Origin of the sequence: Micromonospora sp. KLBMP9576, from assembly GCF_050941805.1 — a bacterium.
GTDB lineage: Bacteria > Actinomycetota > Actinomycetes > Mycobacteriales > Micromonosporaceae > Micromonospora.
Window position 1 is genome coordinate 5452455 of the sequence record NZ_CP194567.1, and the last position, 21822, is coordinate 5474276.

Here is a 21822-nt window from a genome sequence, read left to right on the forward strand (position 1 = left end):
CGAAAGGGCCCCGCCCTCGGAGATGATCTGCCGGTGACCTCCATGAAGGAACGCATGCTGGCGGGCGAGCCCTACCTCGCCGACGACCCGGCGATCGCCGCCGACCTGGACCGGGCGGCCCGACTGATGGAACGCTTCAACACCAGCCCCGCCGCCGACCCCGGGGCCCGGCTCGCGGCCCTGCGCGAGCTGCTCGCCGAGGTGGGCGAGGGCGCCTCGGTCCGACCACCGCTCTACGTCGACTACGGCTGGCAGATCCGGATCGGCCCGCGCAGCTTCGTCAACTTCAACGCGGTCCTGCTCGACGTCGCCCCGATCACCATCGGTGCCGACGTCCAGATCGGGCCTAACGTGCAGCTGCTCACCCCCACCCACCCCGTCGAGCCGGGACCCCGCCGCGACAAGTGGGAGGCGGCAAAGCCGATCACCATCGGCGACAACGTCTGGCTCGGCGGCGGGGCCATCGTGCTCGCCGGCGTCACCATCGGGGAGAACACAGTCGTCGGCGCCGGCGCCGTGGTGACGAAGGACCTGCCGTCGAACGTCGTCGCCGTGGGTAACCCGGCCCGCGTCGTACGCCGGCTCGACTGACCACCATCAAGCCCACCACCTGCACAAACACCCTCGCACCCCTGGCGCTGCGACCCCGACTCACGGCACTGTGAGTAGTGACGTCGTCACCGGGAGGCTGGGATGGTCGGTCGGGTGCTCGAACTTCGCGTGCACGGGGTCTCCAACACGCCCCCCGGGCAGGTCCTCGGCCTGCGTCCGGCCCCGGGGGCCGACGCGCCGCCCCGACCGTGGCTCGTCGCGGGCGGCCCGGTCACCGGCTTCTACCGCTCCCCCGACACCGAGCCGGACGCCCCGATCGTCGTCGAGGCGTACAGCTGGGGGCAGCTCACCTCCGGCGCGCGGACGGCACGGGACGTGGAGCGCGCACTGTGGACCCTGCTCCTGCCGTTCACACTCGCAAACGTCGCGCTGCACGCCCGGCCGTCCATCCCGGCCGATCCCGACTCCGGACGCTGGCACAGCGCCTCGGGAATCACCACCTGGTTGCTCCGGCTGTTCTGCCTGAGCCTCACCGCGACCCTCACCCTCACCCTCACCGGCGTCGGGGTCGACCTCATCGGCTGGCAGTGCGTCGACGACGCCTGCCTGCGCCGGCTCCCCGGCCCCTGGGAGTTCCTGGGCCGCGGCTGGTGGAGCGAGGGCAGCCGATCGCTCGCCGTCGGCCTGCTCCTGCCGCTCGGCGCGCTGGCCCTGCTCGGGCTGGTGAGCTGGCGCACCTACCAGTACGAGGCGCAGATGCCCGCCGACGCGGGCCCGCCGCCCGTCCCCCGGCAGCCGACCGGATCCTCCGTCGACGGCCCGGGACAACCCGACGCGGACCCACCCGCGCCCGAAGCACCCCCCGAGCCGCCCGGCAACCCGTTGCAGGACCACACCTTCTGGACCGGCGAGGGGCAACTGCGCAGGGGCGCCGTGCTGCACCTGTGCACCGGCGTCGTCGTGGCCGCCGCCGTACCGCTGGGCGCGGTCCTCGCGATGGATCCACCCCGCGGCGGCCGGGCCGCGCTCGCCTGGCCCACCGTGGCGGCGCTCGCCGCCGTCGTGCTGGTCGCGGTCGTGGCGCTCGCGCAGCCCGCGCTGACCCGACGGGTGGGGGCCACCCCGCTCGGCGGGTGGATCGTCGCGGTCGCCGCCCTCACCGGCGCCGGGCTGGCCGGCACGGTGCTGCTCCTGCTGCTGCCCGACGGCCCCGCCGGCACCCCCCTGGCCGACCTGCGCCCGGCGCCCGGCTGCGCCGGACCCACCGGCACGACGCCCTGCCCCGCCGGCCGGCCGCTGCCCGGGCTGCACTGGATCATCGCCTGGCTGGGCACGGGGCAGCTGCTGCTGCTGATCGCGATCGGGTCGGTCGCCCGGTCGGGGCGGCGGGCGCTCGCCGCGCCAGGCACGGCCGTCCCGCTGCTCGCCCTCGGGTTCGCGTGGTTCACCGGCTGGCTGCCCGGGCTGCCGCCCCCGCCCGCGCCGCTGGCGTTCTGGATGATCGTCGTTCCGGTCGTCGCCCTCGCCGCCACCGGCCTGCTGCTGCCGCGGGTCGCGTCGCCGGCCGCGCGGCGGACCCCGGGGCCCCACACCGACGTGGCCTGGGGCGGCCGGGCGCCGGCGGTCCTCGCCGGCTTCGGCTGGCTGCTCTGCGTCGCCAACGGCGCCGGGCTGGTCTACTGGGTCGCCGGCCGGCTCAACGGCGGCGCGAGCGCCACAGTGCTGACCCCCGCGCCGATGCTGTGGGCGGGGCTCGCCTTCGCCGTCGTGCCGATCGCGCTCGCCGCCACGGCCGCCCAGGCCGGCCTGATCTTCCTCCGCCTCCGCCGGCACGAGTACGCGCAGCTCGTGTCGTCGGCCGACGGCCCGCTCTCCGCACACGACCTGCGGCGCGGACACGACGTCAGCTCGTGGCGGGCGCTGCACCGGCTGGTCGGCGAGCACGCCCTTCGGCTGGTCGGCCAGCACGCCGTAGTGGCGGCCGTGCTGGCCACCCTCGGCTGCGCCGCCGTGCTCTCCGGAAACCGCCCGCACCCCGCCGAGGCCACCGGCGGCGCGGCGGTGGTCGAGTGGATCTCCACGGCGGGCCACCGGATGCTCGGCTGGCTGCCGTTGCTGATCGCCACGGTGGGACTGCTGGTCTACCGCAACGACCTCGTCCGCCGCTCGGTGGGCGTCATCTGGGACGTGGGCACCTTCTGGCCCCGGACCGCCCACCCGCTGGCCCCGCCCAGCTACGCCGAGCGCGCCGTGCCCGAGATGCAGACCCGCACCGCCGGGCTGCTGGCACTCGCCGAACAGGACCCCCGAGGCGTGGACGGGATCATCCTCTCCGGGCACAGCCAGGGCACCGTGATCTGCGCGGCGGTGCTCCTCCAACTGCCCGCCCGGGCCCGCCGGCGGATCTGGTTCTTCTCGTACGGCAGCCAGCTCACCCGGCTCTACGGGCGGGTCTTCCCCGGCTACTTCGGCCCCGATCGGCTGCCGGTGCTGGCCGAGGCCCTGACCCCGCCGGGCGGCCGGATCCGCTGGACCAACTTCTGGCGCGACACCGACCCGCTCGGCTGGCCGGTGCCGGCCGGGGAACGGGAGCTGGTCGTACGCGACCCGGAGGCCCTGCACCCCAGCGACGGGGAGGTGGCCGACCCACCGATCCGCAACCACAGCGGCTACCCGGAGTCGTCCGAGTTTCTGCGGGAGCGCTCACGGGTGGCGTGGCTGCTGCGCCAGGGTGTCCCGGCGCCCCGGCGCGGCTCCGGCTGACCCGTCAGCGCGGTGGCGCCCCGGCCAGGCGCACGACCAGGTCCGCGCGGCCCGCGGTGCCGGCGACCAGGGCGGCGTTGGCCTCGTCGCTGCCCGTCGCCCACTCCCGCGCCTGGTGGGCCGGCCGCCCGTACGCCTCGTGCCGGGCGGTCAGCCGGCGCAGCCGCAGCTCGGCGTCCAGGTCGAGGAACCACGCCTCGTGCAGCAACTGCCGCACCTCGTCCCAGGGCGCCCCGGTCAGCAGCAGGTAGTTGCCCTCGGTGACCACCAGCCGCACCGACGGCGGCACCTCGATCGAGCCGGCCACCGGTTCCTCCAGGTCCCGGCGGAACACCGGCGCCCAGACGGCCGTCGGCTCCAGCCGGCGCAGGCGACGCAGCAACGAGACGTAGCCGTTGGCGTCGAAGGTGTCCACCGCCCCCTTGCGGTCGGCCCGGCCCAGCCGGCGCAACTCGGCAGCGGCGAGATGGAAGCCGTCCATCGGCACCAGCCGGGCGGTCGGGCCGACTGCCGCCACCACGTGTTCCGCCAGCGTGGACTTGCCCGCGCCGGGCGCTCCGGCGATGCCGAGCAGTTGCCTCGGGCCGGCCTCGGCGAGGGTGCGCGCCCGCGCCACCAACTCGTCGACCCCGACGACCCGGGCGGCGACCATCAGTCAAGGACCGGCTCGCTGATGGCGAACCGGGCCCGTACCGCGGCGTGCACGGTCTGCGGCTGCGGGTCGAGCTCCAGCTCCGGCGCCACGCCCTCGACGCCACCGCCGGCGGCGTACGCCATCCGGCTCATCATCGGCTGCTCCGTCGCGTCCGCGTCCGCCAGCTCGATCAGGGCGGTCACCTGGGCGCCGAGCGCCTGCGCGTACTCCCGGGCCCGGGTCAGGGCGTCGGCGATCGCGGCGTGCCGGGCCTCCCGGTTGGCCGGGCTGTCCGGCCGCAACGACCACCACGGCCCGGCCACCTCCACCTGGTCCTGGTCGGCCAGGCGCAGCATCAGCTCGCCGAGCGCCGTGAAGTCGCTGACCGTCACGGTGGTGCTGACGCTGCCTCGGTATGCCACCACCCGCTCGCCGGAGCGCCGGGTCTCGGGCCTGACCCGCAACTCACCGGTCTGCCGCCGGTCGACGGCGGGATCCGAGGCGTCGAGCAGCACCCGGACGGCGGCGGCCCGCTCGGCCAGCCGGGTCAGGGTGGTCTCCCGGTCCCGGTCGCGGGCCGTGACGGTCACCTCGAACCGGGCGATTTCCGGGGCGACCTCCCGGTAGGCCTCGCCGCGTACGGTCACCACCGGTCCGTCCACCATGCCCTCAGCCTAGCCGCGCGCCCACCGGCCCGCCCGCCGATGCGCGTCGCCCGGCCCCCGCCGCCCGGTCAGGCCGCGTCGGCCGTCGTCGGGCGGTGACCCGTGTAGCCCACCCGTTCGGCGTCGGGCCGACACCCGGTCAGGTAGCCGCCGGCGGCCCCCAACTCCAGCAGGTACGCCATTTCGGCGCGGTGGTCGCCACCGGCCGGGAACTCCCGCCGGTGGGCGAGCAGGTCACGGTCGAGCAGGGCGGTGCGCAGGTCCCGCGCCCGCTGGAAGAGAGCGACCAGGGCGTCGCTGTCCTGACCGCGCAGCGCGGACGCCAGCCCGTCGAGGAACGCACGGACCTGGCCGAGCTGTCGCATCACCTGCCCGCGGTTGTCGAACAGCATGTCGGCGGTGCGCCTGGCCGGGGTGCCGGCGACCCGGGTGCCGTCCCGGAAGCTGCCCGCGGCGAGCCCCAGCACCGCGTCGCTGACCTCCGAGCCCGCCACCGCGCCGGCGAGGCTGCCGGCGAGCAGGTGGGGAATGTGGGACGAGAGCGCCACCACCGAGTCGTGCACCTCCGGCGACATCGGCACCACCCGGGCGGCGAAGACGTCCACGACGAGACCCGACAGCATCCGGAACGGCCTGATGCCCTCGGGGGCGGGGCAGAGCACCCACGCCGCCCCCTCGAAGAGCGCCGGCACGGCGGCGGTGATCCCGGACCGCTCGGTGCCCGCCATCGGGTGGCCCGGCACGAAGCGGTCGGTCAGCCCGTGGGCCACGGCGAACGCGGCCACGGCGCCCTTCGTGCTGCCCACGTCGGTGATGACGCAGCCGTCGCCGGCGTGCTTCGCGACGGTGAGCAGGGTGTCCGGCAGGCTCGGCAGCGGGCCGCAGAGGAAGAGGAGGTCGCGGTCGCGGACCGCCTCGCCCAGGTCGTCGGGGAACGGCACCCCGCGTTCGCGCCCACTCGCCCGGGTGCTGCCGTCCGGGTCCCAACCGGCGACGTCCAGCCCCGCCTCGTGCAGCCGGAGCAGGATCGAACCGCCGATGAGACCGGTGCCCACCACCGCGACCCGGAGCTGCCCGTGGGGACTGTCGAGCATCACGCACCTCGGCGGTTCGGTCGGTACATGTCGAGAACGCCCCGACTCGACTCGGCGCCGAGGATATCGCTTTTCCAGTACCCCTTCATCGCGCCCTCGCCCAGCGGCCGGAGGGTCAGCATGCCGCTGCGGGTGGCGTAGTCCTCGTGCGCGTCGCCGATCTTGTAGATCAACTCGACCTGGCCCTTCTCGTACGTCACCCCCACGGAGGAGACCGTGGCGAAGCAGCGGGTCACGAAACCCGGCTCGCCCCGGACCGCCGCCTGCGCGTCCTGCTCCGTCCGGTAGAGCTGCACCGAATAGGACAACTCGCCCCCGCGCAGGTCGATGCGGGCCAGCCCCCAGTTGCCCGAGGAGGACCTGTAGATCCACTCACCGAGCACCGGATGCGCCCAGATCAGCAGGAACAGCCGCTGCACGAGGCCGGCGAGGACCGCGAGGCTGAACGCCGAGAGCAGGACGATGACCGCCTTGGTCCGCGTGTCGCGCAGGTCGGCGCTCTGCAAGATGATCACGTTGAGCACACCGAAGATCACGGCGGCCGTGGCCAGCGAGGCCTGCCGCACCCCGTCGATGTTGCGGTCCCGCAGCAGGAGGTGGAGGTAGCGCACGTCAGAGCGCCCGCACGTGACCGGGGAAGATCTGCGTGACCTCGTCCAGGTGGGCCAGCCCGAGGCTGCCGGGCGGCGGCACCAGCGCCTGCCGGGAGTCCACGCCGGCCGTGTCGTGGTCGGACAGGTAGCTGCCCAGGTGCTTCACCCGGATGCCGTCGTGCAGGAGGCAACGGACCGCCCGGGCGAGGCTGGCCGCGTGGCGGTCCCGGTCGACGGTGACGACGAAGACGTACCGGCCGGCGAAGCCGGGCAACGGCCGGGAGGCCAACGAGACGATGTCGATCCCCTGGTCGGCGAACTGGGTGCACAGCTCGGCGAGCACCCCCGGGTGCGACCAGCTCGGCGTCAACGCGACGCTGGTCTTCCAGGTCAGCCCGGCGGCGTGCGCGGGCGGCAGCGCGGGCCCACCGGACAGACCGAGACAGACGAACCGCGTGTACGCCCCCGGGTGGTCCTCGACCGCGCGGTCGTGGACCCGCACGGGGTACGTCTCCTGCAGGCCGGCGGCACCGATGGCCATCAGCCCCGGCCGCTGCGCGGCGGCCCGGACGGCGGCGGCGGTGCTCGGGAACCGCTCCACGGCGAGGCCGGTGCCGCCGACGTACCGCGCGCACTGGGCGATGCCGTGCGGGTGACTGCCGATGGCCGTGAGCGGGGCGTCGGCCGCCGACGAGACGTACGCGTCGAAGGTGATGCGGACGGATGCCTCCCGCAGGATCAGCACGGGGTCGGCGCGGAACACGATCCCGTCCAGGCTCGCCGTCACGATGCCCTCGACCGTGTTCTCGATGGGGACGACGCCGAAGTCGTAACTGCCGTCGGCGACCCCGGCGATCACCGCCGGGATGCTGGCGGCGGCCCGCAGGTCGGCGCCCGGCCCGTGCAGGAGCCGCGCGCCCTGATGGGTGAAGGTGCCCTCCGGCCCGAGGAATCCGATCACCGGCCGACCACCGGGGAGCCGCTCGCCGCCACCGTCCACCGCCCACTCCCCACGCCCTCGACCGGCGGGTCGCACGACCGCAGGTGCTCGGCCCGCACGCGTCCGGGGATGCAGAATACCGCCCGGGGACCCGATCGGCGGACCCCCGGTCGATCGGAGCACGTCGTTGCGAGGGCCGGGTGGCGCCGCCGGCGGGCGCTCAGGCGCGCAGCCGGCCGGCCACCGCCGCCACGTGCTCGTCGGACTCGGTCAGCGCCACCCGGACGTGCCACCGGCCGCCCGGGCCGTAGAGGGCGCCCGCGGCGGCCAGGATGCCCCGCCGGGCCAGCCAGTCGACCGTCTCCCAGCCGTCCTCGCCCCGGGTCAGCCAGAGGTAGAGCCCGGCCTCGGAGTGCTCGACGGTGAAGCCCGCGCCGGTGAACGCGGCGTACAGGGCGTCCCGCCGGGCCCGGTAGCGCTCCCGCTGCGCGTCGGCGTGCCGCTCGTCGCGCAGCGCGGCCACCATCGCCGCCTGCACGGGCGCCGGCACGATCATCCCGGCGTGCTTGCGGACCTTGAGCAGCTCCGCCACCAGCGCCGGGTCGCCCGCCACGAAGCCCGCCCGGTAGCCGGCCAGGTTGGACCGCTTGGAGAGCGAGTGCACGGCCAGCACGCCGTCGTACGACCCGCCGCAGACGTCGGGCGAGAGCACCGAGACGGGCTCGGCGGACCAGCCCAACGGCAGGTAACACTCGTCGCTGGCGACCACCGCGCCGCGCTCCCGGGCCCAGTCGACCACCTTGCGCAGGTGGGCCGCCGGCAGCACCCGCCCCGTCGGGTTGCCCGGGGAGTTGACCCAGACCAGACGCACGCGGGAGGTGGGGCCGACGGCGGTCAGCGAGTCGGCGCGCACCACGGTGGCGCCGGCGAGCAGGGCCCCGTCGGCGTAGGTCGGGTAGGCGATCGACGGCACCACGACGACGTCGCCGGGACCGACCCCGAGCAGGGTCGGCAGCCAGGCGACCAGCTCCTTGGAGCCGATCGTCGGCAGCACGCCGAGCCCGTCGACGTCGGCGCCGCAGGCCCGCGCGGCCCAGGCCGCGATCGTCTCCCGCAGCGCCGGGGTGCCGGCGGTCAACGGATAGCCCGGGGCGTCGGACGCGTCGGCCAGCGCCCGCCGGATCACCTCGGGAACCGGGTCGACCGGCGTACCCATGGAGAGGTTGATCAGGCCCTCAGGGTGCGCCGCGGCCAGTGCGGCCGCGGCGTCCAGGGCGTCCCAGGTGAACTCGGGCAACCGCGCCGAGACCGGCGCCGGCCCGTTCAGTGACCCTCCCCGCGCGGCGGCTGCGCGGCGACGAACGTCGCGTCCTTCTCCACCTTGCCGATCTTCGAAGCACCACCCGGCGAGCCCAACTCCTCGAAGAACTCGTAGTTGGCGCCGGTGTAGTCCTTCCACTGCTCGGGGACGTCGTCCTCGTAGAAGATCGCCTCGACGGGGCAGACGGGCTCACAGGCACCACAGTCGACACACTCGTCGGGGTGGATGTAGAGCATCCGGTTGCCCTCGTAAATGCAGTCAACCGGGCATTCCTCGATGCAGGCCTTGTCGAGCACATCCACGCACGGTTCGGCGATGATGTAGGTCACCGGTCTTCTCCTCCGCAAGACACGCCGCGATCACCCGCGACGGTAAGAGCCTAGTATCTCGCCGGGGAGGGGGTCGATCGTGCTCCGACAGCAGGATGTGGGACACCGGATCGTGGTCCGCCGGGTGGTGGGGCTGCGCGACGGCCGGCCGCTCTTCACGGACGCCCTCGGCGAGCTGGTCGAGCTGAGCGAGAGCCATCTCACGCTCGCCACCGCGCAGGGGCGGCTGCGGGTCCCGGTGGCCGAGGTGCACCGGGCCAAGCGGGTGCCGCCGACCCGCCGACCCACCGCCGCAGCCGTCATCGAGCTGGAGCTGGCCGCCGACGAGGCCTGGCCCGCCCCGGTCCAGGGGCGGCTCGGCGACTGGCGGCTGCGCGCCGCCGAGGGCTGGACCGGCCGGGCCAACTCGGCGCTGCCCGTGGGCGACCCCGACCGGCCCCTGCCCGCCGCGCTCGACGCGGTGCAGCGCTGGTACGCCGAACGGGGCCTACCCCCGCTGGTCAACACCCCGCTGCCGCTCGCCGCCCCGGTCGGCGCGGAGCTGGACGCCCGGGGCTGGGACGGCCGGCCTCCCGTGCTGGTGCAGACCGTGCCGTTGGCCGCGCTGCCGCCGGCCGCTCCGCAGCACGCCGGGCCGCCGGTCGAGCTGGCCGCCGCGCCGTCGGACGACTGGCTCGCCGTCGCCGCCGGCCGCAAGGGCGGCCTGCCGGACGCCGCCCGGCACGTGCTCACCGCCGTGGAACAGGTCCGCTTCGCCCACGTGTACGCCGACGGCACCCTGCTCGCCATCGGCCGGGGCACGGTCACCGGGCCGGGGCGCTGGCTGGGGCTCAGCCTCGTCGAGGTGCTGCCCGAGGCGCGGCGGCAGGGCCTGGCGGGCCGGATCGTCCGCGCCCTGGTCGACTGGGGCGTCGCGGCCGGTGCCTCGCGCGCCTTCCTCCAGGTCGAGCAGCGCAACACCCCTGCCGTGGCCCTCTACCGCTCCCTCGGCTTCACCACCCACCACACCTACCTGACCCGCACCCCACCCCCCTGACCACCCTCTGACCCACCCCCACCCCCCGCCCCACTGCCGTCGTCGATCATGAAGTTATTGCCCCCGGAAAGCGCGTTCCAGGGCGCTAACTTCATGATCGACGTCGCGGGGTGGGGTCAGCGGCGGACTGTGCGGCGGGGCTTGGTGGCCCGCAGGTCGGCGTACCGCTTGAGGGACTGCGAGCGGTGGTCCAGGCCGAGCGCCGCGAGCAGCAGGTAGCCGAGCAGCACGCCGCCGCCGGCCGCCGCGAGGTAGAGCCAGACCTGGGCGAAGAAGGTGCCCGCGCCGCCGTCGAACGGGCTGTCGCCGACCAGCAGCGGCCCCACCAGCATCGTCAGCAGCAGCGCGATCCCGACCGCGGCGGCCACGTCCGCGCCCCAGGCCGAGACGGGCCGACGCCTGCCCCACACGAAGGCGACCGCCGCCAGGACCAGCCCGATCACCACGAACATCCCCAGCGACACCCGGTCGGCGGCGGCGGTCTCGTCGCCGTCGAAGCCGAACCGGGTGACCAGCCGGGCGACCACGTTGACCGCGAACAGCGCGACCGCAAGCACCCCGGTCACGCGCCACCGCTCACTCATCGCACGCCTCCCGCCGTACCGCCCGCTCCGGTGGCGGGCTTCCTGGCAGGAATGTCTACCACCGCGAGCTGTGCCCCGTCAGTCCCCCGTGCGGACCGTTGGTGGCGCCAGGATCTGCCGGAAACCCATCACCGCGAAGGTCATCGCGCCGGCCACGATCATCGCCAGCCCGACCCAGTTGTCGCCCGAGACGAGCAGGTCCCCCTCGGCGGTGCGGACCGCCGCGACCGCCATCAGGACGAACCAGGGCGTCGCCGGCAGCACCACCGCCCAGCGGCGGCCGACCGCCTCGTGCGCGAACCAGCTCAGGGCGATGTTCGCGACGACGGCGACGAGCACCGAGACGCCGATGAGCTGCCCGCCGACCCGGAGCGTGGCCAGCAGCAGCTCCAGCACCGCGGTGAGCGTCCCGCCGAGCACGGCGACCAGCCCGCCGGCCACCCGCAGGGCGAGATCGAGCGCCCGCCGGAACCGCCGCCCGGAGGGCGGCGCGGGTGTCTCCTGCGGGGCGGCCGACATCGACACGACGGGCAGGGTCACCGGGAACCGACCGCCGCGGCCGGGGACCGGTCCGGGCCGTCGGTGCGGTCGAGCCCGGCGAAGAGGTCGTCCTCCCAGCCGTACGGGCCGCCGCCCGGCCCCTTCCGCCCCACCGCGAGGGTGTAGTACTCCACGCCCATGAACTCGCTGCCGAAGTTGCCGGCGATCGAGTAGAGCCAGGACGAGTCGGGGATCTGGGTGGCGTGCGCCCGCATCGCCGCCTCCTTGGCCGCGTGCTGCTCGGTGGCGTCGATGCGGGCGGCGATCTGCGCGTCGGGGGTGCCGAAGGGCAGCTCCGAGAGGTCCTGGACGCCGGCGAAGGGGTTGTCCGTCGACTCGGCGAAGTGCGTCAGGCCGGCCTCCAGCACGCTCAGCGGCATGGCCGTCCAGTAGACCTTCGCCGGGGCGAAGCCCTCCGCGCGGGCCAGCTCGTACGCGCGCATCGCCACCCGGTGCGCCTGGATGTGGTCCGGGTGCCCGTAGAAGCCGTTGTCGTCGTACGTGATCATGACCTGGGGGCGTACCTCCCGCATGATCTCCACCAGGTGCCCGGCGGCCTCGTCGAGGTCGGCCTGCCAGAAGGCCCGGGGGTGCTCGTTGGTGGCGAGGCCCATCATGCCCGAGTCCCGGTAGCGGCCGGCCCCGCCGAGGAAGCGGTGGTCGGTGACGCCGAGCGCGGCGCAGGCGGCGTTCAGCTCGGCGATCCGCCAGCCGCCGAGCTGGTCGGCCTCGGCGGCGGCGAGCTGGGCCAGCGCCGGCACGTGGATCTCGCCCTCCTCGCCGAGCGTGCAGGTCACCAGGGTGACGTGGGCGCCGTCGGCGGCGTAGTGCGCCATCGTCGAGCCGGAACCGATGGACTCGTCGTCGGGGTGCGCGTGGACCAGCAGGAGGCGGCGGTCAGGCAGCGTCGTCACGCCGGTCACTCTAACCGGCGGTTCCGCTGCGCCGGCCCCGACGCGTCCGCCCAGGTCGGCCACATCACCCCCGCTCGCCGCTCTACGATTCGGGCTGTGGACTTTCCGGAGCTGGCCGCCCGCACCCGCCGGTTCAGCCGCGGAGCGCCGCGGGCCGTCACCGTGGCCGCCGACGGCTCCCGGGTGGTCTTCCTGCGCTCCGCCGGCCCGCAGGACCCGGCCGACGCGCTCTGGCTGCTCGACGTGCCGACCGGCGAGGAACGGCTGGTCGCCGATCCGGCGGCGCTGCTCGGCGCCGACGGCGAGACGCTGGGTCCGGGCGAACGCGCGCTGCGCGAGCGGCTGCGGCTGAGCGCCTCCGGCATCGGCTCGTACGTGCTGGACGGCGCCGGCCGGGTGGCGGTGTTCGCGCTGGCCGGCCGGCTGTTCCGGGCCGACCTGGTGCACGGTGACGTCGTCGAGGTGGCCACGTTCGGTCCGGTGCTCGATCCCCGGCCCGACCCCACCGGGCAGCGCCTGGCATACGTCACCGACGCCGCCGAGGGCGTCCGGCGGGGGCAGTTGCGGGTGGTCGAGAACGACGGCACCGACACCCTGCTGGCCGGCGAGGACTCGGGGGTGACCTGGGGGCTGGCCGAGCACGTCGCGGCGGAGGAGTTCCACCGGTTCCGCGGTTACTGGTGGGCGCCGGACGGTCGTTCGGTGCTGGCCGCCCGGGTGGACGAGTCCCGGGTGCAGCGCTGGTACCTGCACGACCCGGCCGACCCGGCGAGCCCGCCGACGACTGTCGCGTACCCCCCGGCCGGCGGCCTGAACGCCGAGGTCAGCCTGCACCTGCTGGACCTCGACGACGGTTGGGTCGACGTGCACTGGGACCGGGAGACCTACCCCTACCTGACCAGCGTGGACTGGGCCGACGGGGGGCCGTTGATCACCGTGTTGCGCCGGTCGCAGCAGCACGGCCTGGTGCTCGCCGTCGACCCGCGCACCGGCGAGACCCAGGTGCACGCCGAGCTGGCCGACCCGCGCTGGGTGGAGCCGGTCCCCGGCACCCCGGCGCACCTGCCGGACGGCCGGGTCCTGGTCGGCGGCGAACTCGCCCACGACGGGTACGACGCCCGCTGCCTCTTCGCCGACGGGACCCTGCTCACCCCGCCGTCGCTCTACGTGCGGCGGGTGGTGGGCCGGCTGCCCGACGGCAGCGGCCCCGCCGACCTGCTGGTCGAGGCGAGCGACGGCGAACCGAGCGAGCGGCACCTGTTCCGGGTGCGCACCACCATCGGCGGCGGGGTGGACGCCCGCCGGATCACCACCGACCCGGGCTGGCACACCGCCGCCGTGGGCGGCGACGTGCTGGTCGTGGGCAGCGCCTCGCTCGACCACGCGGGCACCCGCTGGACGGTGTGGCGGGGCGAGCGGGAGGTGGCCGTGCTGCGTTCGCTCGCCGCCACCCCGCCGTACGCCCCGCTGCCGCTGCTGGAGCGGGTCACCGACCGGCGGCTGCCGACGGCCGTGCTCTATCCGGACGACCACGTCACCGGCCGGCGGTTGCCGGTGCTGCTGGACGTCTACGGCGGTCCGGGGCACCAGGAGGTGCTAGCGGCCCGCGCGGTGTGGCTGGAGCGGCAGTGGTGGGCCGACGCCGGTTTCGCGGTGGTCACCATCGACAACCGCGGTACGCCGGGCGTGGCCCCCTCCTTCGAGAAGGTGATCCACCGGCGGGTGGCCGACGTCGTCCTGCTCGACCAGGTCGACGCGCTCACCGCGCTGGCCGGCAAGCATCCCGACCTGGACATGGACCGGGTGGCGGTGCGCGGCTGGTCGTTCGGCGGCTGGCTGGCCGGGCTGGCGGTGCTGCGGCATCCGGAGCTGTTCCGGTGCGGCGTCGTCGGGGCGCCGGTCACCGACTGGGCGCTGTACGACACCGCCTACACGGAGCGCTACCTGGGCCTGCCCGACGACGGCACGGACATCTACGCGCACCACTCGCTGGTGGAGCTGGCCGGCGAGCCGGTGTCGGGGCCGGCGGCGGCCCGGCCGTTGCTGCTGGTGCACGGGATGGCCGACGACAACGTGGTGGCCGCGCACACCCTGCGCCTGTCGGCGGCGCTGCTGGCGACCGGCCGGCCGCACTCGGTGCTCCCGCTCACCGGGGCCACCCACATGGCCGCCGGCGGCACCGCCGAACGCCTGCTCAGGCTCGAACTCGACTTCATCCGCCAACACCTCTGACGCGCCCCCGCCCCGGCTCCGGCTCCGGCGAAAGGGGCGCCTGCCGCAGGCCGAGGGCACGAAGTGCCAGATCGCCGAGCGGGTAATGGTCGGGGGCGGCACCTGCACGGAGGCCCCCGGTCGACGGCGTTGTCGACCGGGGGCCGGTCCGTTCGGTACTACGGGCGTGCGGGTGGTGTCACTGCTTGACGTAGGCGTCCACGAAGCTCGGCCAGCCGAAGATGCTGCCGACGAAGACGCCGCCGGCCTTCTCACCGTGGGCGATGGAGACCACCTCGGTGTAGAGCGGCACGGCGGGCGCCGACTCCTTCATCAGTCGCTCGTCGATCTTGCTCCACTCCTCGGCCTGCTTGGCGGGGTCGAGCGCGAGCACGCGGTCGAACTCCGCGTTGAGCGCGTCGTTGTTGAGCTGCGAGCTGTTGCTGTTGCCCTCGGCCTTGAGGCCACGGCCGTCGAAGAGCACCGGCAGGATCGAGGCGCCGCTGGGCCAGTCGGCGGCCCACGAGTCGACCCAGATGTCGTACGGGTTGTCCTTCTTCTTCACCGTGTCGAGGTAGCCGTCCTCGGGGATCGTCTTGATCGTGACGGTGAAGCCGGCCTTCTCCAGCGCGTTCTTGATCTGGGCAGCCCGCTCCTGGGAGCTGGTCACGTCGGAGGTGAGCAGGACCAGGTTCTGCGCCTTGCCGGCGAGCAGTTCCTTGGCCTTCTCCGGGTTGCCGCTGTCGCCGGCCGGGTACGCGTCGAACTGCTTGTAGCCGAGCGTGGTGGGCGGCAGCAGCGTGGTCAGCGGCACGGCGCCGTAGGGGCCACCGAGGTTCTTGGTGATGCTGGTCCGGTCGATCGCGTGGTTGATCGCCTGCCGCACCGACAGGTCGGTGACCCGGGCGGTGTTGATGCTCAGCCGGTACGCGTTCGGCGTGGCGGCGACGATCATCCGCTCCTTGAGCTTCGGGTCGCCGGTGACCTTGGCGATCAGCTCCGACGGGACACCGCCGGTGGCGACCGCCGCCGCGTCGTTGCCGGTGCCCGCGAGCACCCGGTTGGTCTGGGCGGCCTGGTCGGCGCCCAGCGACCAGATGAACCTGTCCGGGTACTGGTGGCGCACGGCGTCGGTGGCCGGGTCCCAGTGCTCGTTGCGCTCGAGCACGATCTCGACGCCCGGGGTGTGCTTGGTGAACTTGTACGGGCCCGACGAGAACGGCTGGTTGTCCAGGTTGACGCCGGTGTCCTTGTCGGCCGGCAGCGGCGCGGTGGCCGGCAGCGAAACGGCGAACGGCAGGTCACAGCGGGGCTTGTTGAACTCGAAGCGCAGCGTCCGCTCGTCCGGCGTGGTCAGCCCCGGCGGCAGCGACGTCTTGTTGGCCTTGAAGTCCCACTTGGTGTCGAACTGCGGGCTGTCGGTCAGCCACTCCTGCAGGTAGGTCGGGCCGCCGGTGAGGTCCGGGTCGAAGGACCGGGCGATGCCGTACGCGATCTCCTTGCTGGTGATCGGCCGGCCGTCCTCGAACTTCACCCCCTGCTTGACCTTGAACTCCCAGACCTTGCAGTCGTTGTTGACGTTGGTCCCGGGGGTCTCGGCCAGGTCGCCGACCAGGGTCACGTTGCCCTTGCCGTCGTCCTTGAACGTGGTGAGGAAGCGGGCGTAGAGCTGGCTTCCCATCAGGCCCGCGAACGAGTAGGCCCGCTGCGGGTCCATGTGCGAGATCTTGTTCTCGCGCAGGATGTAGAAGGTGCCGCCCTTGGCGGCGCCGGGCACCTCGGGCGCCGGGCCGAGGGAGTCCTTGGGGTCCGTGGCGATGGCACCGGAGCGGGGCTTGGTGGTGTCCACGCCGCCCGTGTCGTCGCCGGTGTTCTCACTGCACGCACCGAGGGAGACCATCAGTGCTATCGCACCGCCCAGGGCGGTGACGCGCCTTGCTCGCATACTTACTCCTCCGGATCACGATGAAGGAAAGCTTCGCTCAGATTCCCTGGTCGGTAGATTTCGATCAGATAACGGGGCCGCAACGATCGACACCGGGTCACGGCGGGTCAGCCGAGGCGCACCCGGGGATCGATGAACGCGTAGAGCAGGTCGACGACCATGTTGGCGACGACCACGAACAGCGCGGAGATCAGCACGGTGGCCATGATGGTCGGCAGGTCCCCCTGGCTGACCGCCTCCACCGCCGTGCGTCCCAGACCCTGGATGCCGAAGGTGGTCTCGGTGATCACCGTGCCGCCGAGCGCCGTGCCCACGTCGAGGCCGGCGATGGTGACGATCGGCGTGATGGCCGCGCGCAACGCGTGCCGCCCGTACACCTGCCGCTTCGGCATGCCCTTGGCCCGGGCCGTGCGCACGTAGTCCTCCGAGAGCGTCTCCAGCATCTGGGCCCGGGACAGCCGGGCGTAGATCGCCGAGAAGAGCAACGCCAGGGTGACCCAGGCCAGCACCAGCCCCCGCGCCCACTCCACCGGATTCTCGAACAGGGACGTGTACCGGGGCGTGGGCAGGATCTTCAGGGTGTAGACGAAGATCAGCAGCAGCACCGCGCCGACGAAGTAGAGCTGCAGCGAGGCGAAGGTCAGGGTGAGACCGATCGAGATCCGGTCCAGCAGGGAGCCCCGCCGCAGGGCGGAGACCATGCCGAGCCCGACCCCGATGGCGAGCCACAGCACCGCCGCCGGCAGGACGATGCTCAGCGTCACCGGCAGCACCCGGGCGAAGGTGTCGCTGACCGCCTCGCTGTTGACGTACGAGTAGCCGAGGCAGGGCGCCGCGCACTCGCCGCCCTGGGCGGTGCCCAGGTCGCGGCCGACGAAGATGCCCTTCATGTAGTTGGCGTACTGCTCCACCTTGGGGTCGTTGAGCCCCAGCTCGGTACGCACCCGCTCCAGTCGCTCGGCGTTGCAGTTCTTCGGACACATGCCGGTCACCGGGTCGGCGGGGAGAGCGAAGAACAGCAGGAAGCTGACCACACTCACCGCGAACAGTACCGAGACCGCCTGCAGCACCCGCTTCAGCAGGAAGCGCACCATGCGCAGAACCCCTTACCGTGACGACTTCGGGTCGAGCGCGTCACGCAACGCGTCGCCGAAGAGGTTGAACGCCAGCACGAGCGCGAAGATCGTGATGCCGGGGAAGAAGACGTAGGCCGCGTCGGTCTGCAGGTAGTCGATGCTCCGGTAGATCATCCGGCCGAAGCTCGGCACCGACTCGGGCAGGCCCACGCCGAGGAAGGACAGCGCCGCCTCGCTGGTCACGTACGAGGGCACCAGCAGGGAGAACGACACCAGGACCGGGGCCCAGATGTTCGGCAGCAACTGCCGGAAGAGCATGTGCCCGAGCCCCGCGCCGCTGGCCTTCGCCGCCTCGACGAACTCGCGTTCGCGCAGCGACACCACCTGCCCGCGCACCAGCCGGGCGGTGCTGGTCCAGCCGAACGCGGTGAAGACCACGATCAGCGTGGTGACCGCGAACCAGGTCGGCACCTCGTCGCGCGGGCCGTAGAAGCGCAGCGAGAACGTCGGCACCACGGCCAGCGCGAAGATCAGGAACGGCATCGCCAGGGCGACGTCGGTGATCCAACTGATCACCGCGTCCACCACCCCGCCGAGGTAGCCGGCGAGGATTCCGAGGACCACGCCGATCGTCGTGGTGATCACGGCGGCGCCGAGCGCGATGAGCAGCGACGTGCGGATGCCGTAGATCATCCGGACGAAGATGTCCCGGCCGAGGCCGGGCTCCAGGCCGAACCAGTGGTCGCCGCTGATCCCGCCGACGTAGCCCAGCGGCATCCCCGTGCTGTCCAGCAGGTCGCCGAACTGCTGGTTCGGCGACACCCCGTAGAGCCGTTGGACCAGGGGCGCACCGATCGCCAGCAGCACGAAGAAGACCAGCACCACGCCGCTCACCAGGGCGGTGCGGTCATTGCGCAGCCGGCTGCGGACGAGCTGGCCGGGTGAACGGCCGACCATCGCCTGCTGCTCGCCTGCGGCGGCACCGCCGGACTCGATCTCGGCCAGCGCCGTGCCCTCGACGGGGGACAGACTCACTTCGACACCTCCTCGGCGCTCGTGCCGGCCCCGCCCGTCGCGGCGACCGGGCCCGTCTCCGGGAAGTGGCAGGCGGTGGCCTGGTCGCCGTCGCGCGGCACCAGCGCCGGCTCCTCGGTGGAGCACCGCTCCTGCGCCTTCCAGCACCGGGTGCGGAAGCGGCAACCCGACGGCGGGTCCAGCGGCGTCGGGACGTCCCCGGAGAGCCGGATCCGCCCGGGCGCGCCGAGCTGGGTCACGTCGGGGATCGCCGAGAGCAGGGCCCGGGTGTACGGGTGCTGCGGCCGTTCGTAGATGTCGTTCCGGTCGCCGATCTCCACGATCTTGCCCAGGTACATGACGGCGACCCGCTGGCAGAAGTGCCGGACCACGGCCAGGTCGTGGGCGATGAAGACGAACGCCAGGCCCAGGTCGCGTTGCAGGTCGCGCAGCAGGTTGACCACCTGCGCCTGGATCGACACGTCGAGGGCGGAGACCGGCTCGTCGGCGACGATCAGCTTGGGTTGCAGCGCCAGCGCCCGGGCGATGCCGATGCGCTGCCGCTGGCCGCCGGAGAACTCGTGCGGGTAGCGGTTGTAGTGCTCCGGGTTCAGCCCCACCAGCTCCAGCAGCTCCTGGACCCGCTTCTTCACCCCGCCCGGCGGGTTGATCCCGTTGACCTGCAACGGCATCGCCACGATCCCACCGACGGTGTGCCGGGGGTTCAGCGAGGCGTACGGGTCCTGGAAGATGATCTGGAGGTCCTGTCGCAGCGCGCGCAGCTCGCGGCGGCCCGCGTGGGTGATGTCCCGCCCGGCGAACTCGATGCTGCCGGCCGTCGGCTCCAGCAGCCGGACGAGCATCCGCCCGGTGGTCGTCTTGCCGCAGCCCGACTCGCCCACCAGGCCCAGGGTCTCGCCCGGCCGCACGTCGAAGTCCAGCCCGTCCACGGCCCGGACCAGCCCGCCGCGCCGCAGGCCGTTGCGGACCGGGAAGTGCTTGGCCAGCCCACGCACCCGCAGCAACGGCTCCACGGTGTCCGTGGCCCGCACGGTCTCGTCGCTCACCGGAACCCACCTTCGTTCGCGACTGCGGTACTCCGCTGCGCTGCGTTCCTCGCGCTCACCGGAGCCCACCTTCGTTCGCGACTGCGGTACTCCGCTGCGCTGCGTTCCTCGCGCTCACCGGGCCACTCCCACCTGGGCGATGTCTTCGGCGTAGAGCCGCGTGCGGTCGTCGGCGGAGAGGTGGCAGGCGACCAGGTGGCCGGGCGCTCCCGCCGGGCGCAGCTCGGGGACCTGGGTGCGGGACCGGTCGCCGTTGCGGTCGGCGTAGCGGCAGCGCGGGTGGAAGGCGCAGCCGGGCGGCAGGTTGATCAGGCTCGGCGGGTTGCCCCGGATGGGCACCAGGTCCGCGTCCGCGTCGCCGTGCAGCGAGGGCACGCTGGAGAGCAGACCCCAGGTGTACGGGTGCTGCGGCCGGCGGAGCACCTGCTCGACGCTGCCGTGTTCGACGGCCCGCCCGCCGTACATGACCAGCACCTCGTCCGCGACCCGGCTGACCACGCCCAGGTCGTGGGTGATCAGGATGACCGCGGAGTGGAACTCGGCCTGGAGGTCGGCCAGCAGGTCGAGGATCTGCGCCTGCACGGTCACGTCCAGGGCGGTGGTCGGCTCGTCGGCGATCAGCAGGTCCGGGTCGTTGACCAGCGCCATGGCGATCATCGCCCGCTGCCGCATGCCGCCGGAGAACTCGTGCGGGTACTGGTCGAAGCGGCGGGCCGGCTGCGGGATGCCGACCCGGCCCAGCATGTCCACCGCGCGTCGGTGTGCCTCGCGCCGGCCGGCCTTCGGGTGGTGCACCCGGTACGCCTCGGCGATCTGCTTGCCCACGGTGTAGTACGGGTGCAGGGCGGACAGCGGATCCTGGAAGATCATCGCCATGTCCCGGCCGCGCAGGCGGCGTATCTCCTCGTCGGGCAGGCCGACGAGCTGGCGGCCACCGACGGAGATCTCCCCGGTGATGCTGGCCCGCTTGGTGCTGTGCAGTCCGAGGATGGCCAGCGAGGTCACGCTCTTGCCCGAGCCCGACTCGCCGACGATGCCGAGGGTGCGTCCACGGGCCACCTCGAACGACACCCCGTCGACGGCCCGCACCACGCCGTCCTCGGTGTCGAACCGGACCCGCAGGTCGCTGACCCGCAGGTAGGGATCCTGATCGGAGCGCTGCTCCGGCACGCTGGGACGGCCCGGTTCCCCGGACGGCGCCGACTCCGGCCTGTCCACGACCGCCTCCCTCAGCAACGAAGAGAACTTACAAGAAACCGCTGAGGGTGAAAGTAAGCTACATGGACGGGGCTGTCAGCGGGCCACAGCGTAACGACTCTGCAACGGGTGTGAACAGCCCCTACCAGCACATCCATGGCCACGACTGGAACGCGCGCCCCGCCGCCCGCCCACGGCCCCACCCTCCGCCCCGCGCGGCGGACGTCGGCGCGCGGGCGGCCGACGACGCTTCCGGGTGAGCGGCCGCGATATCCGGGACAGGCGTGCCGTGAGGTTCTTAACATCCGGACATCGATCATCGTCCAGGGGTTCCCACCAGCGGGGACACACGGGACACTGCCTTGCGCGGACGGCTCGCGAAGATCGGCGTAACGTATGTCACCTAGCTGCGCCGTGCCGGTGCGGTCGTTGGCGTGCGCAAGACGTGGCAGCGGGCACGGGGTCGCCGGTCCGCGTGCCGACCGGAACTTGATCCGCCCGTGCGGGTCCTGTCAGGGAGACGACTCGAATGACATCAACGGCAACGAGGCCGCGGGGGGCGCGGGCGCGCGCCGCCATCGCGGCGAAGACGTTGCGCACCGACCGCTGGTGGCTCGCCCCGCTGATCACCGTGATCGGGCTCAGCGCGTGGGTGGCGTACGCGACGGTCCGGGTCTTCATGCACGACTTCTACTGGGTCGAGGACTACCACTACCTGACCCCGTTCTACTCCCCCTGCGTGACCGACCGGTGCCTGCCGGAGGCCGCGCACTTCGGACGGTTCCTGCCCGACTGGTGGATCATCCCGGACGCCGCGCTGACGCTGCCGTTCCTGCTGCTGTTCCGGCTCACCTGCTACTACTACCGCAAGGCGTACTACCGCTCGTTCTGGCTGTCGCCGCCCGCCTGCGCCGTGCCGGACGGGCACAAGTCCTACAGCGGCGAGACCCGGTTCCCGCTGCTCGGGCAGAACCTGCACCGCTACTTCTTCTACGCCGCCGCGATCATCTCGCTGATCAACACCTGGGACGCGATCCTCGCCTTCCACTCCCCCAAGGGCTTCGGGTTCGGGCTGGGCAACATCATCCTGCTCGTCAACGTGGTCATGCTGTGGGCGTACACGATCTCCTGCCACTCGTGCCGGCACATCATGGGCGGGCGGCTCAAGCACTTCTCCAAGCACCCGGTGCGCTACCGGGCCTGGACCTTCATCTCCGCCCTGAACGTCCGGCACATGCAGCTCGCCTGGATCACCCTCGGCACGCTGGCCCTGACGGACTTCTACGTCATGGCGCTCGCGGCCGGGTGGTTCAACGACCTGCGGTTCATCAACTAGAGGGCCCCCTG

At 73.2% G+C, this 21822-nt stretch carries 20 protein-coding genes; 5 read left to right on the forward strand and 15 right to left on the reverse strand.

Going from position 1 to position 21822, the window contains the following annotated elements:
• Window positions 1-33 precede the first annotated feature (33 nt).
• Entirely contained in the window at window positions 34-591 is a 558-nt protein-coding gene (locus ACQ452_RS24070) for a sugar O-acetyltransferase (protein ID WP_433387534.1), read from the forward strand.
• 114 nt (window positions 592-705) lie between these two features.
• On the forward strand, window positions 706-3315 hold the full coding sequence (locus ACQ452_RS24075; protein WP_433387535.1) for a hypothetical protein: 2610 nt from the start codon (window positions 706-708) through the stop codon (window positions 3313-3315).
• Window positions 3316-3319: 4 nt separating this feature from the next.
• On the opposite strand, the gene ACQ452_RS24080 is transcribed toward ACQ452_RS24075, so the two are convergent.
• The 7 genes from ACQ452_RS24080 to fdxA form a co-directional block, all read right to left on the reverse strand.
• Window positions 3320-3967 carry a nucleoside/nucleotide kinase family protein gene (locus ACQ452_RS24080; RefSeq protein WP_433387537.1) on the reverse strand — a complete coding sequence of 216 codons (648 nt, stop codon included), beginning with the start codon at window positions 3965-3967 and terminating at the stop codon, window positions 3320-3322.
• Entirely contained in the window at window positions 3967-4614 is a 648-nt protein-coding gene (locus tag ACQ452_RS24085) for an SIMPL domain-containing protein (protein WP_433387539.1), read from the reverse strand. The genes ACQ452_RS24080 and ACQ452_RS24085 overlap by 1 nt, the downstream gene beginning before the upstream one ends.
• A gap of 68 nt (window positions 4615-4682) precedes the next feature.
• A complete protein-coding gene (locus tag ACQ452_RS24090; RefSeq protein ID WP_433387541.1) occupies window positions 4683-5708 on the reverse strand; it encodes a prephenate dehydrogenase in 1026 nt (341 codons plus the stop codon).
• Complete coding sequence (locus ACQ452_RS24095; RefSeq protein ID WP_433387543.1) at window positions 5708-6319, reverse strand: hypothetical protein; 612 nt, start codon at window positions 6317-6319, stop codon at window positions 5708-5710. The genes ACQ452_RS24090 and ACQ452_RS24095 overlap by 1 nt, the downstream gene beginning before the upstream one ends.
• A 1-nt stretch (window position 6320) precedes the next feature.
• Window positions 6321-7301 (reverse strand): prephenate dehydratase, encoded by a 981-nt coding sequence (locus ACQ452_RS24100; RefSeq protein ID WP_433387544.1) that lies wholly within the window; start codon window positions 7299-7301, stop codon window positions 6321-6323.
• Between the two features lie 160 nt (window positions 7302-7461).
• On the reverse strand, window positions 7462-8568 hold the full coding sequence (gene dapC / locus ACQ452_RS24105; protein WP_433394385.1) for a succinyldiaminopimelate transaminase: 1107 nt from the start codon (window positions 8566-8568) through the stop codon (window positions 7462-7464).
• Window positions 8565-8891 carry a ferredoxin gene (gene fdxA / locus ACQ452_RS24110; protein ID WP_091422126.1) on the reverse strand — a complete coding sequence of 109 codons (327 nt, stop codon included), beginning with the start codon at window positions 8889-8891 and terminating at the stop codon, window positions 8565-8567. The genes dapC and fdxA overlap by 4 nt, the downstream gene beginning before the upstream one ends.
• A gap of 79 nt (window positions 8892-8970) precedes the next feature.
• On the opposite strand from fdxA, the gene ACQ452_RS24115 reads away from it, so the two are divergent.
• Window positions 8971-9927 (forward strand): GNAT family N-acetyltransferase, encoded by a 957-nt coding sequence (locus ACQ452_RS24115; RefSeq protein ID WP_433387547.1) that lies wholly within the window; start codon window positions 8971-8973, stop codon window positions 9925-9927.
• 116 nt (window positions 9928-10043) lie between these two features.
• Here ACQ452_RS24115 and ACQ452_RS24120 read toward each other — a convergent pair whose 3' ends face one another.
• The 3 genes from ACQ452_RS24120 to mshB form a co-directional block, all read right to left on the reverse strand.
• A complete protein-coding gene (locus ACQ452_RS24120; protein ID WP_433387548.1) occupies window positions 10044-10511 on the reverse strand; it encodes a hypothetical protein in 468 nt (155 codons plus the stop codon).
• Window positions 10512-10589: 78 nt separating this feature from the next.
• The gene (locus ACQ452_RS24125) at window positions 10590-11030 is read right to left on the reverse strand and encodes a hypothetical protein (protein ID WP_433394386.1); all 441 of its coding nucleotides are present in this window, start codon (window positions 11028-11030) and stop codon (window positions 10590-10592) included.
• 17 nt (window positions 11031-11047) lie between these two features.
• On the reverse strand, window positions 11048-11974 hold the full coding sequence (mshB, locus tag ACQ452_RS24130; protein ID WP_433387550.1) for an N-acetyl-1-D-myo-inositol-2-amino-2-deoxy-alpha-D-glucopyranoside deacetylase: 927 nt from the start codon (window positions 11972-11974) through the stop codon (window positions 11048-11050).
• Between the two features lie 87 nt (window positions 11975-12061).
• Between mshB and ACQ452_RS24135 the strand changes: the two genes are divergently transcribed.
• The gene (locus ACQ452_RS24135) at window positions 12062-14197 is read left to right on the forward strand and encodes a prolyl oligopeptidase family serine peptidase (protein ID WP_433387551.1); all 2136 of its coding nucleotides are present in this window, start codon (window positions 12062-12064) and stop codon (window positions 14195-14197) included.
• Window positions 14198-14375: 178 nt separating this feature from the next.
• Here ACQ452_RS24135 and ACQ452_RS24140 read toward each other — a convergent pair whose 3' ends face one another.
• The 5 genes from ACQ452_RS24140 to ACQ452_RS24160 form a co-directional block, all read right to left on the reverse strand.
• Window positions 14376-16121, reverse strand: a complete 1746-nt coding sequence (locus ACQ452_RS24140; RefSeq protein ID WP_433387553.1) for an ABC transporter substrate-binding protein — start codon at window positions 16119-16121, stop codon at window positions 14376-14378.
• Between the two features lie 107 nt (window positions 16122-16228).
• Window positions 16229-17215, reverse strand: a complete 987-nt coding sequence (locus ACQ452_RS24145) for an ABC transporter permease (RefSeq protein WP_433387555.1) — start codon at window positions 17213-17215, stop codon at window positions 16229-16231.
• A 12-nt stretch (window positions 17216-17227) separates the two neighbouring features.
• The gene (locus tag ACQ452_RS24150) at window positions 17228-18232 is read right to left on the reverse strand and encodes an ABC transporter permease (RefSeq protein WP_433387556.1); all 1005 of its coding nucleotides are present in this window, start codon (window positions 18230-18232) and stop codon (window positions 17228-17230) included.
• Window positions 18229-19278, reverse strand: a complete 1050-nt coding sequence (locus tag ACQ452_RS24155) for an ABC transporter ATP-binding protein (RefSeq protein WP_433387558.1) — start codon at window positions 19276-19278, stop codon at window positions 18229-18231. The genes ACQ452_RS24150 and ACQ452_RS24155 overlap by 4 nt, the downstream gene beginning before the upstream one ends.
• Before the next feature lie 114 nt (window positions 19279-19392).
• Complete coding sequence (locus tag ACQ452_RS24160) at window positions 19393-20448, reverse strand: ABC transporter ATP-binding protein (protein WP_433394388.1); 1056 nt, start codon at window positions 20446-20448, stop codon at window positions 19393-19395.
• 556 nt (window positions 20449-21004) lie between these two features.
• Between ACQ452_RS24160 and ACQ452_RS24165 the strand changes: the two genes are divergently transcribed.
• Window positions 21005-21811: a hypothetical protein gene (locus tag ACQ452_RS24165; RefSeq protein ID WP_433387560.1), complete on the forward strand. Its 807-nt coding sequence runs from the start codon at window positions 21005-21007 to the stop codon at window positions 21809-21811.
• Window positions 21812-21822: the final 11 nt, after the last annotated feature.

Bases quoted from the DNA above. Each gene is read 5' to 3' on its own strand.
- ACQ452_RS24080 (WP_433387537.1), bottom strand. From the start codon at position 3,967: ATGGTCGCCGCCCGGGTCGTCGGGGTCGACGAGTTGGTGGCGCGGGCG.
- ACQ452_RS24085 (WP_433387539.1), bottom strand. From the start codon at position 4,614: ATGGTGGACGGACCGGTGGTGACCGTACGCGGCGAGGCCTACCGGGAG.
- ACQ452_RS24090 (WP_433387541.1), bottom strand. From the start codon at position 5,708: ATGCTCGACAGTCCCCACGGGCAGCTCCGGGTCGCGGTGGTGGGCACC.
- ACQ452_RS24120 (WP_433387548.1), bottom strand. From the start codon at position 10,511: ATGAGTGAGCGGTGGCGCGTGACCGGGGTGCTTGCGGTCGCGCTGTTC.
- ACQ452_RS24125 (WP_433394386.1), bottom strand. From the start codon at position 11,030: ATGTCGGCCGCCCCGCAGGAGACACCCGCGCCGCCCTCCGGGCGGCGG.
- ACQ452_RS24140 (WP_433387553.1), bottom strand. From the start codon at position 16,121: ATGCGAGCAAGGCGCGTCACCGCCCTGGGCGGTGCGATAGCACTGATG.
- ACQ452_RS24145 (WP_433387555.1), bottom strand. From the start codon at position 17,215: ATGGTGCGCTTCCTGCTGAAGCGGGTGCTGCAGGCGGTCTCGGTACTG.
- ACQ452_RS24165 (WP_433387560.1), top strand. From the start codon at position 21,005: ATGACATCAACGGCAACGAGGCCGCGGGGGGCGCGGGCGCGCGCCGCC.